Annotated in this window: 8 protein-coding genes; all 8 read left to right on the forward strand. The window is 47.8% G+C overall.

Going from position 1 to position 7,953, the window contains the following annotated elements:
• Window positions 1-634: 634 nt before the first annotated feature.
• The 8 genes from QUA43_RS30240 (at window position 635) to QUA43_RS30275 (ending at window position 7,144) form a co-directional block, all read left to right on the forward strand.
• Window positions 635-3,586, forward strand: coding sequence for a DUF3854 domain-containing protein (locus QUA43_RS30240; RefSeq protein ID WP_333379416.1), 2,952 nt, complete (start codon window positions 635-637; stop codon window positions 3,584-3,586).
• Window positions 3,587-3,816: 230 nt separating this feature from the next.
• Entirely contained in the window at window positions 3,817-4,785 is a 969-nt protein-coding gene (locus tag QUA43_RS30245) for a hypothetical protein (RefSeq protein WP_333379418.1), read from the forward strand.
• Window positions 4,786-4,971: 186 nt separating this feature from the next.
• A complete protein-coding gene (locus QUA43_RS30250; protein ID WP_333379420.1) occupies window positions 4,972-5,400 on the forward strand; it encodes a hypothetical protein in 429 nt (142 codons plus the stop codon).
• Window positions 5,400-5,924, forward strand: a complete 525-nt coding sequence (locus QUA43_RS30255) for a hypothetical protein (RefSeq protein ID WP_333379422.1) — start codon at window positions 5,400-5,402, stop codon at window positions 5,922-5,924. The genes QUA43_RS30250 and QUA43_RS30255 overlap by 1 nt, the downstream gene beginning before the upstream one ends.
• An 8-nt stretch (window positions 5,925-5,932) precedes the next feature.
• On the forward strand, window positions 5,933-6,145 hold the full coding sequence (locus tag QUA43_RS30260; RefSeq protein WP_333379423.1) for a hypothetical protein: 213 nt from the start codon (window positions 5,933-5,935) through the stop codon (window positions 6,143-6,145).
• On the forward strand, window positions 6,142-6,330 hold the full coding sequence (locus QUA43_RS30265; RefSeq protein ID WP_333379425.1) for a hypothetical protein: 189 nt from the start codon (window positions 6,142-6,144) through the stop codon (window positions 6,328-6,330). Before QUA43_RS30260 ends, QUA43_RS30265 begins: the two co-directional genes overlap by 4 nt.
• On the forward strand, window positions 6,330-6,593 hold the full coding sequence (locus QUA43_RS30270; RefSeq protein WP_333379426.1) for a hypothetical protein: 264 nt from the start codon (window positions 6,330-6,332) through the stop codon (window positions 6,591-6,593). The genes QUA43_RS30265 and QUA43_RS30270 overlap by 1 nt, the downstream gene beginning before the upstream one ends.
• Before the next feature lie 2 nt (window positions 6,594-6,595).
• Window positions 6,596-7,144 carry a hypothetical protein gene (locus tag QUA43_RS30275; protein ID WP_333379428.1) on the forward strand — a complete coding sequence of 183 codons (549 nt, stop codon included), beginning with the start codon at window positions 6,596-6,598 and terminating at the stop codon, window positions 7,142-7,144.
• Window positions 7,145-7,953: the final 809 nt, after the last annotated feature.

Here is a 7,953-nt window from a genome sequence, read left to right on the forward strand (position 1 = left end):
CGCAGCAATGAGTATTTTTACCCTCGCATCAACCAACCTGAACTTTATTCTTACTACCTAGAGAGTTTCAAGCCCCCATCCCGTGCAGGTTTACCCGACATTACGCCTGCTTAGATGTTGATGTAAAAAACAATATCTTTTTAAAAAGGTTGATACTCGCGCAATATGCGATGAATACTGACTTGTGGCTCTGCTGTAGCATCATTTTGTGTTTCTATTGGTTGCTGTTTTAGCACTACTTGAACAAAACAGCAACTTGATTTTGCAAATACTGAAAACCTCAGCATCTAAGGAGTAGACAGATTTATTAGAAACAATAATGGTAAATACGTAAAGAGGTATATCGGGCAAAAAAGAATCTCTCAATCTACTATTGCCAACTTGGTTTATTGGTCATATTATTGTCAATATTGCGGTCATTTTCCGGTAACGGTGTACGGAAGGTGCTCGCGGGATTAGCGCCAGCCCTTGCTAGCCCTAAATTTCCCAAAGAAAAAGGGCCGCTTTTTAGGGCAGGCCACAGAAAAATTAAAATACAAGTTCAGTCTATCAGTGCTAACGTCTCAAAGCAAATTCATCTAATAAAGCCTGCCTAAAAAAAGTGGCCATACTCTACACCAGCAGGGCAAAAAGTATGACCACCACGAATAACTTATCCGAAACCGTTCAATCTTGTCAAGAAGTTTCCAAATCTACTCAAACTTACTCAGGCTTTCTCAACACCAAGCATCAAGCCGACATCCAAGCGCGTGGCCTGCTTAACGACTGGGCAAGGGCGGCGTGGCGGACTGTGGCAAAGGAAGAGGGTACATTCCTTCTAGGATATGAGGCAAAATCTGGCGGGATTTGGTTCAGCGGGGAAACACTACAATGTCAATTGCGCCCCGACAAAGCGTGGAAAAATGACACAGACCCGGCAAACAAAAAGGCCCCAAAATATCGGACGCCGCTAACTGACCACGGCTGCGATGCGCTCGTACCAACACACCCATATATCCCTGACTACTGGGATATGCAAAACCTTAAGGAATCCTGTTATCAAGTCAACGGGCATCCATGCTTAATAATTACTGAAGGCGGTTTCAAAGCGATCGCCGGTTGCAGCAACGAGTTGCCGACAATTGGCTTAACTGGGGTTGAGAATGGGCTGACCGGGAAAAAAGATGACGTGCAAGGTAAGCGCTACTTAATCCCCTTCCTAGAAAAATGCGCCCGTGCTGGAATTGGATTCATTATTGCCTTCGACGCGGACGCTGCAATAAACCCGAATGTAAACTGGGCCCAACGAAAATTAGGTCATCAACTTCTCAAATTCAACGTCCCCGTGTACATCGCTACAGGAAACTGGGAGATGGGAGAAAATGGGGAGACAAACGGCATGGATGACTTGATCCAAAAGAAGGGTATAGAAGCTTTTAGGAAAGCGCTTTCAGCCTCGACAGATTTCAAGACTTGGGAAACCAAGACTTTTGACAAGGGCGACGGCGACGGGACGGGTAGATATCTTGTCCGAGGGAATACAACATTTGAGGTGCACTGCCGGAAAACTTTATTTGCTGAGGACTGGTTTGTCTCAGATGGCGGCGCTTTTTTCCAAGACTGTGGCACTCACTGGCAACTAAGAGAGGATGCCGACGTAGCAAAAGCGATCGGAGATTTTGCAGAGGAATGCTACGAGCTAAAAGAAGTCGGCAAAAACTTTAAGTTTGGGACGAGCAAAAATTTAGAAGCGACGCTCAAATATTGCCGGCGCACACTTCACAGAAAAGATAAACCCGCTAATCGGCACCTCAAAGCCTTTTTAAACGGGACAGTGGACACCAGGACGGGGAAACTCCAGCCCCACAACAAAGAGGATTATTTACTTGAGTGTTCACCCTACAACTATGTAGAAAACGCACCCCTCCCCAAAACTCTCGGACAATTCCTACTTTCATCTTTTGGGGAGTCGCAGATTCCAGCTATCCGAGCTTTTATGTCTGCACTGTTAGATCCGACAGCTCCCTACGGTCGCTTCCCACACTTTATAGGAAATAGTGGCGACGGCAAGGGTACGGTGCTGCGACTGATGGAAAACTTGGTAGGCAATGAAGCCTCATCATCTTCTCAAGATTTCTCAGAGCTGGGAAAACCTGAAGGTCGCTATCAGTTGTTACTTGGCAAAAGTTTCTTTTATATTCCTGACACCGGGGGCTTTCAGTCAGGTCTCAAAGCTTTTTACGAATTGGTAGACAACGGCCCGATGTCGGGTCGCGCTCTGTATATGCCCAAAGCTGTACAGAAAAAATGGAACGTACGCTTTGCAGTTGCATCCGTGGAGCATCTTCCGATCGAACACGCTGGGGATGGATGGGATAGGCGATGCTACCCTATCCCCACAGTGAAATCTACCAGCGAGACAGATTCAAATTTGGGGCAAAAACTTTCTGAGGAACTGGGAGAGATTGCCGGCTGGGCTCTAAGCATGGACAAAGTAGAGCGCGACAACATTTTGACTCTTCCAATTTCAAATCCCGTGTTGCTTTCGCTCAAGCAAGAAGGGGCGATTATTGGCGATGGAGTTAAATCTTTTGTCGATCGCTGCTTTGTACCGGGCAACGAGACTCACCACGGCAGCGACTTGCATAGCTGGTATCAGGCTTATTGCAAAGCACATTCGCTCAGTCAGATGTCGTACCAAAAATTTATCCAAAGGTTGCAGCGGATTTTGCCGAAACAGTGGCGGCCGAGCGAGGTTGTTTGGCTAAACGGCAAAGCAAAACGTCAATCAGCTTGTTGGGAAGGTTTGCGAGTTCTGCCGTGCTTTGTGGATTTAGCGCTGAGTGATGAAGACGATCAGAAACCAAGCAATCGCCCACACGTTCCAAACTGGATTTGTTTCAAGGAAAATTGCCAGGATGGCGGACTTACAGACCTTACATCCACCTTACATACCCTTACACCGGAAAAAACGGCTGAAACCATTGACTTACATACCTTACCTACCTTACATACCCAAAGTCTACGCAATGCAAAAATTTGTGATGAGATCTCACGAGATGTCATACAAGAAAATCTAGTTTTAGGTGAAAGTGGAAGTAAGGTATGTAAGGCAAGGCTTACACCCACTTTTGAGCCTACCGATGATGGGTGTAAGGTCAGTAAGGTATGTAAGGTAGACGATCGGGTGAAAGTCGCGGAAGATTATCCCGGCTCCCCTACTTTTATCGGTGCTGAGGGTACGGTCAGGGAAGATTTAGGCAAGGGAGAGTTTGAGGTTGAGTTTGATGTTGAAATTCCGGTAGTTGGTGGCAAGCCCAAAAAGTCTTTAGTTTTTGCAGCAGACTTTCTGATCGTGATTCCCTTGGTACAGAGCGAGAAAAAACAGCACAAGGAGTTTGAGGTTGGCGACCGGGTAGTTGTCACTGAACACGCATCACCCATTCATAAGGGCAAGGCGATCGGGAAGATTATCAGGAAAACTTCTCCTGACCGCATTCACATTAAATACCTTGTGGAATTTGACAGAGAATTGCGGGGTCAGATGTCAGTTGCTGTTAAGGTTCCCAGGGAAGCTGATGGAATTGTTTATTTGATGAAACTCTAGAATCCCTCAATCCCTCAATTCCGAGATTCCGAGATTCTACTTTTATTCGGCAAATTGCAGCCACCGGGAGTGTGTGCCACTTCTTGTGTGGCTGTGTGCCAATGTCAATAAGGTTATAGCTATAAAAATATTTCTCTGTAACCTTGACAGTTACCTATAAGTTACCTATAGTGGTTATATATACGGGTAGGTAACTGGTAGGTAACTGGTAGGTAACTGGTAGGTAACTTATGACAATTCCATTGGTAGTGCAAGGGTTAGTTGAGATAGAAAAGAGCGGCAAGGTATTCGAGCTAGATTCTTCCAAAGGTTCCGCGTGGCTGGAGTCAATCGGTTCCTTCAGATTTGAGCCTGTGGGCGATAACAAACCCTACACAGTCCGCAAGGAAGCGGGTAAAGGCGGAGATTATTGGTACGGTTACAGAAAGCAGAATGGGAAGTTACATAAGAAGTACATCGGCAAGTCTTCAGAGATAAACACAGCAAAGCTTGAGGAGATTGCAGAGGCGCTGAATACTCCCCCACAACCACGGGTTACAGATAAAGTTACGGAGACTACAGAGAAGAATACCCTGGGGGTTACATATATAGCTAAAGATGGTTTATATGTAACCCCCAGGATAGAGAACTTTGACAGATTGACAGCTTTAGAGTTGCAGGTACAGGCTTTACAGGAATCCTTAGAAGCTTTGAGGAGTGAACTGCCGGGAAAGTTCGCAGAGGGTGATTCCTCTGAGTTACCCAACCTGGACGCGGTTACAGACAACGAGTTACAGATTGAGCTAGGTAACTTAAGGGCTGAGAATGAAGCGCTCTCTCAGGAATTAGCCAAGGAGAAGGACAATTACGGGACGCTGGTAACAATTAGCCAGCAGCTTAATCGGCAACAGGAAGAAGCCCGCGCCGACTATGCCAAGCTTCTAGAATCTAGTACCCACATCACCAATAAGCTCAGACAGGAACTAGCAGAAGTGCGATCGCAACTTGCGACCGAGCGCGCCGATCGGGAAGAAATCGAAGCGCAGCTCTCCGACCTGAAACAAAATTCAGTCGCTGCCAGCAAAGATTTACCAGAAGCGGCCGACCTACTCAACCAGTTGAAAGCCAAGCGTAAAAAGTCTAGGGCAGACTTGGCAGACATTGAGGCAATTTTGGAGATGATTGAAAAGTCCTGTGACGACACATCCCAGGGAGATTAGGAACGTTCCCCGGTTCTGCCGGGGATTTTTCGCACAAAACTTTACAGCTACAGGACTTGTATTTTTCCTGCGAACCTGCGATCGTAAGTTTAAGGAAGATTGATGCGCGACTGCTAAGCGTACCACCGCTTAACAAGTCACGACTTCCCCAAACCGTTATCTGACAACGTTTGGAGCCTAAAAATTATGACACTATGCGACGGCTACCCAGAAGGGGAAGCCGCAAACCTTAATATTGCGGGGACTCACCGACCTTTGGTAAGCCGCCGTAGAATCGAGCACCTTAAGCAGCTCGCTTACGATTGCAATCTGACAAACGAACAAGCCCGTGTATTCGGAAAGCTGACAGCGACGGCAACGTGGGAGAAATTGCTGTTAGCTCATGGCTTGGAGTTTGATCGCAAACCTGAAATCTCATCTCCTGACGGCTCAACCGTCTCCAATGAAGCACCACGCCAAATAAATCTGATGGATTGGCTGGAATGCCAGCAGTTAATCGCGCTCGGACTTGCGAGCGTAATTTTTGCCGTGCTGTTTCTGTCGATATTTCCTAACCGCCCACTTCATTTACTCCCACAGGTACGAATCACAGTTGAATTTGGAGCAAAAAAATAATGTCATTGCAACTACGCCTATTCGGCGGCGGTCAAGTTGACACGCCCAAAAATGGTAGCTCTTTAGTCACGAACGACGGGGGCCACAACATCGACAAAGCAACAGCACTCAAAGCAACCAGTGCAGATGCCATCTCGCCAATGAATCCGGGTAATTTTGCCTCTGGCGAGCGCTCTGTACCAATCGTTCCCGCTCCCCGTTACTTTGACAAAGAGGAAGCGGCAGCGATGAAAACCCTCGCAACCGAGAAAGAGAAGGGTGCGAAGTACAGCAAGAAAGCTTATGAAGCCCTCGGACGAATTGAAGCAGCAGATGCCAAGGTGCATAAGCATCACAGGAAATACGAGGGAGTGGTTGCTACCAACGAACTCCGAAAGGTACGCGCTAACGCTGGACTTGCCAAGCACTTACACGGCTTACGCCCTGGTTATGCTCGCCTTGATGCTCGAATTGACAAGGCTGACTCCAACGCCCGCGCCGACATTGATGCCATCAAAGCCCAACTCACCGGAGGGGCAAACTAATGGAATATATGTGGCTTGCTGGCAACAAAAAAGAAGTGAAGGAAGCGATAGAAGCTTTAAGGGCTAACGGATTCACGTTTGAGCTTACCCACTATGCGGAAATAAGCAATTCGCCTTATGGCGTTGACCGATATTCCTACACCCTCAAGAACTTCCGCCCCCCCGCCGTAGCTACTCCCCAGCCTCGCCCGTGGGATGCAGTGCTAGGAGGTAAGAAATGAAAAGTCATCACCGGGACGTTTTCGTTATTCACCCCGCGACTGAGCGAACTATCGGAATAATCCACCTTGAAAGTGATACTCCGATTGATGCTTACGATGCGTTGAATGCAGCAAACAAGCACATGAAAGAGATTGCGCCGGGGACTCCTTGCCAGCTCAAAGTTTATTACGGAGATAAAAAATAATGAGAGCGGCAAGCTTGGCAAACTATTTTATTGCCGGGTGCGCCGCTTCCTCCCTTCTGGGATGGATAGCGTCGTTGCATCCGATGTCATTCCGAGCGATCGCATTCTTGGCAGTAGCAAGCTTCATTCTCTGGGGCTTGTGCTGGCTACTTGATTTCTCTGTGAGTTCGTGGCTCAAGATTCCTGTGGCTTCCTTGCAGGCTTTATTGGTGGCAGCGCTGGCAATGGCCGTTATAGGTGCCGGAGTGCTGCTATGCAGTTAAAAATGTGGGTTCTCACTGGCGCTGCGGTCACGCTGTGGCTAGCTCCTTTAGTCGCGCTCGACAAGCGCATCGGTTGGCACAAATCTATGCAAGGGTTATCACTCTGTGGCGCTGTTGCCTGTGCCATTGGGGGCGGAAATATTGCCCGCAAATTGGCTGACGAGGCAGAGATTGAAGCGCTAAAACTCAGGGCGGTCAAAGCTGATGTGGAGGATGAAATCGCCACGGAAGTCTATGTAAGTCGCACCCAACGGCAGCAGGACGCAGAGGCAATTTTGGCGGCTCCAACTACCGACCTGCAAGAAGTACGCGAACGACTGGAAGCCCTTTATGAGCCTGAATCTGAGAAAGAAGCGGAAGCCGCAATTACCACGACCGCTGACACTTCCTTGGAACTAGCTGGGAAATTGTATGCGGAAATCAAGGAAGCGCGGGAAGCGGGCAAAACTAACACTTGGATTATTGAGAACATTCTCAAGATGAAGGGGAGGAAGTTCGCAGAGGGCAAGGTGAGGCTTCAGGAGTTACTCGACCAATTTGAGAGCAAGTAGCGTGGGCCGGGAGGGGGCTGGCTTATGGCCTGCCTCCCGGCCGCGACCTACCGGGCTGAGTGATACCCGGTATACACCCAAAAAAAGAGCAAAAATGCTAAGTACAAATGCTCAATTTAAGGCGTGTTGTTTAACGTTGTTTGCTGGAGGAACCTAATAGGTTTCGGGAAAGTTAACGCGTGTTGTTTGCTGTTGTGTCCGAGCAAACTTTATGGGTTTGGGAAAATTTAACAGCGTGTTGTTTACTGTTACGCCGGGGAAACCTTATGGGTTTCCAAAAACTTAGCAAGTATGTCACCACGCCGTCGAAGCTAAGCTAGACAAAGCTTTGACACTACCAGTGCATAGGCGGAACCCTAGGGTTCTGTCGTTGCACTTATACTCTCAACGACCTATGGACTTAATCTTTTACCCCCAACTAGGAACTCGGAGCAAGCGAGCTCTGATGCGTCGCACTAAGCAAACTCATAGAGGGTTACAAAACCATACTTACCGACCCAAAGGAAGCCTGTTAACTAGGCTTGCTCGTGAATCTGGGATGACCATTGATCAAGTACATTCTCAACTCCAAAAAGAACGGCACTATCTCCTAGGCCAAGACTCTCTATCCCTGCCATAGCAATAAATCAGGAGGACACAGTGAAGAGGAAAGGAGCAGATATCAGAATCGTCGGAACCAAAGCAGAAATTGCTGCAATCCTTACCGCACTCAGCCATAAAGGATTCACTTGGCGCAGCAATGAGTATTTTTACCCTCGCATCAACCAACCTGAACTTTATTCTTACTACCTAGAGAGTTTCAAGCCCCC

This window comes from Microcoleus sp. N9_B4, assembly GCF_036701635.1.
Classification (GTDB): domain Bacteria; phylum Cyanobacteriota; class Cyanobacteriia; order Cyanobacteriales; family Microcoleaceae; genus Microcoleus.

What these genes read in the sequence shown, in the direction of transcription:
- QUA43_RS30240 (WP_333379416.1), top strand. Translation starts at nt 635, where the DNA reads ATGACCACCACGAATAACTTATCCGAAACCGTTCAATCTTGTCAAGAA.
- QUA43_RS30245 (WP_333379418.1), top strand. Translation starts at nt 3,817, where the DNA reads ATGACAATTCCATTGGTAGTGCAAGGGTTAGTTGAGATAGAAAAGAGC.
- QUA43_RS30250 (WP_333379420.1), top strand. Translation starts at nt 4,972, where the DNA reads ATGACACTATGCGACGGCTACCCAGAAGGGGAAGCCGCAAACCTTAAT.
- QUA43_RS30255 (WP_333379422.1), top strand. Translation starts at nt 5,400, where the DNA reads ATGTCATTGCAACTACGCCTATTCGGCGGCGGTCAAGTTGACACGCCC.
- QUA43_RS30260 (WP_333379423.1), top strand. Translation starts at nt 5,933, where the DNA reads ATGTGGCTTGCTGGCAACAAAAAAGAAGTGAAGGAAGCGATAGAAGCT.
- QUA43_RS30265 (WP_333379425.1), top strand. Translation starts at nt 6,142, where the DNA reads ATGAAAAGTCATCACCGGGACGTTTTCGTTATTCACCCCGCGACTGAG.
- QUA43_RS30270 (WP_333379426.1), top strand. Translation starts at nt 6,330, where the DNA reads ATGAGAGCGGCAAGCTTGGCAAACTATTTTATTGCCGGGTGCGCCGCT.
- QUA43_RS30275 (WP_333379428.1), top strand. Translation starts at nt 6,596, where the DNA reads ATGTGGGTTCTCACTGGCGCTGCGGTCACGCTGTGGCTAGCTCCTTTA.